1 protein-coding gene is annotated in these 409 nt (G+C 70.2%); it reads left to right on the forward strand.

Going from position 1 to position 409, the window contains the following annotated elements:
- On the forward strand, window positions 1-338 hold a 338-nt coding region (locus tag HCJ93_RS29085), incomplete at its 5' end, for an alpha amylase C-terminal domain-containing protein (RefSeq protein ID WP_240968011.1).
- Window positions 339-409: the final 71 nt, after the last annotated feature.

Raw genomic sequence — 409 nt, forward strand, 5'->3', positions numbered from 1 at the left:
CACACCCCGCGCTCCGGCGACTGCGCAACCTCCGCTTCCACGGCACGGACAACGACGCCGTCATCGCGTACAGCAAGCGCAGCGGATCCGACGTGGTGCTCGTGGTCGCCAACCTCGACCCCCACCACACCCAGGAGGCCACGGTCTCGCTCGACATGCCGCAGCTCGGCCTGGACTGGCACCAGACGGTCCCGGTGCACGACGAGCTCACCGGCGAGACCTACCACTGGGGCAGCGCCAACTACGTGCGTCTGGAGCCGGGGCGGGCTCCCGCGCACGTGCTGCACGTCCAGCTGCCGCCCGCCGCACAGCGAGACGGAGGGCCCGAGACGTCATGACCGTGAACGAGCCAGTGCCGGACACCTTCGAGGACACCCCCGCCAAGGACCGGGACCCGGAGTGGTTCAAA

Origin of the sequence: Streptomyces composti (assembly GCF_012034205.1) — a bacterium.
GTDB classification, from domain to species: domain Bacteria; phylum Actinomycetota; class Actinomycetes; order Streptomycetales; family Streptomycetaceae; genus Streptomyces; species Streptomyces composti.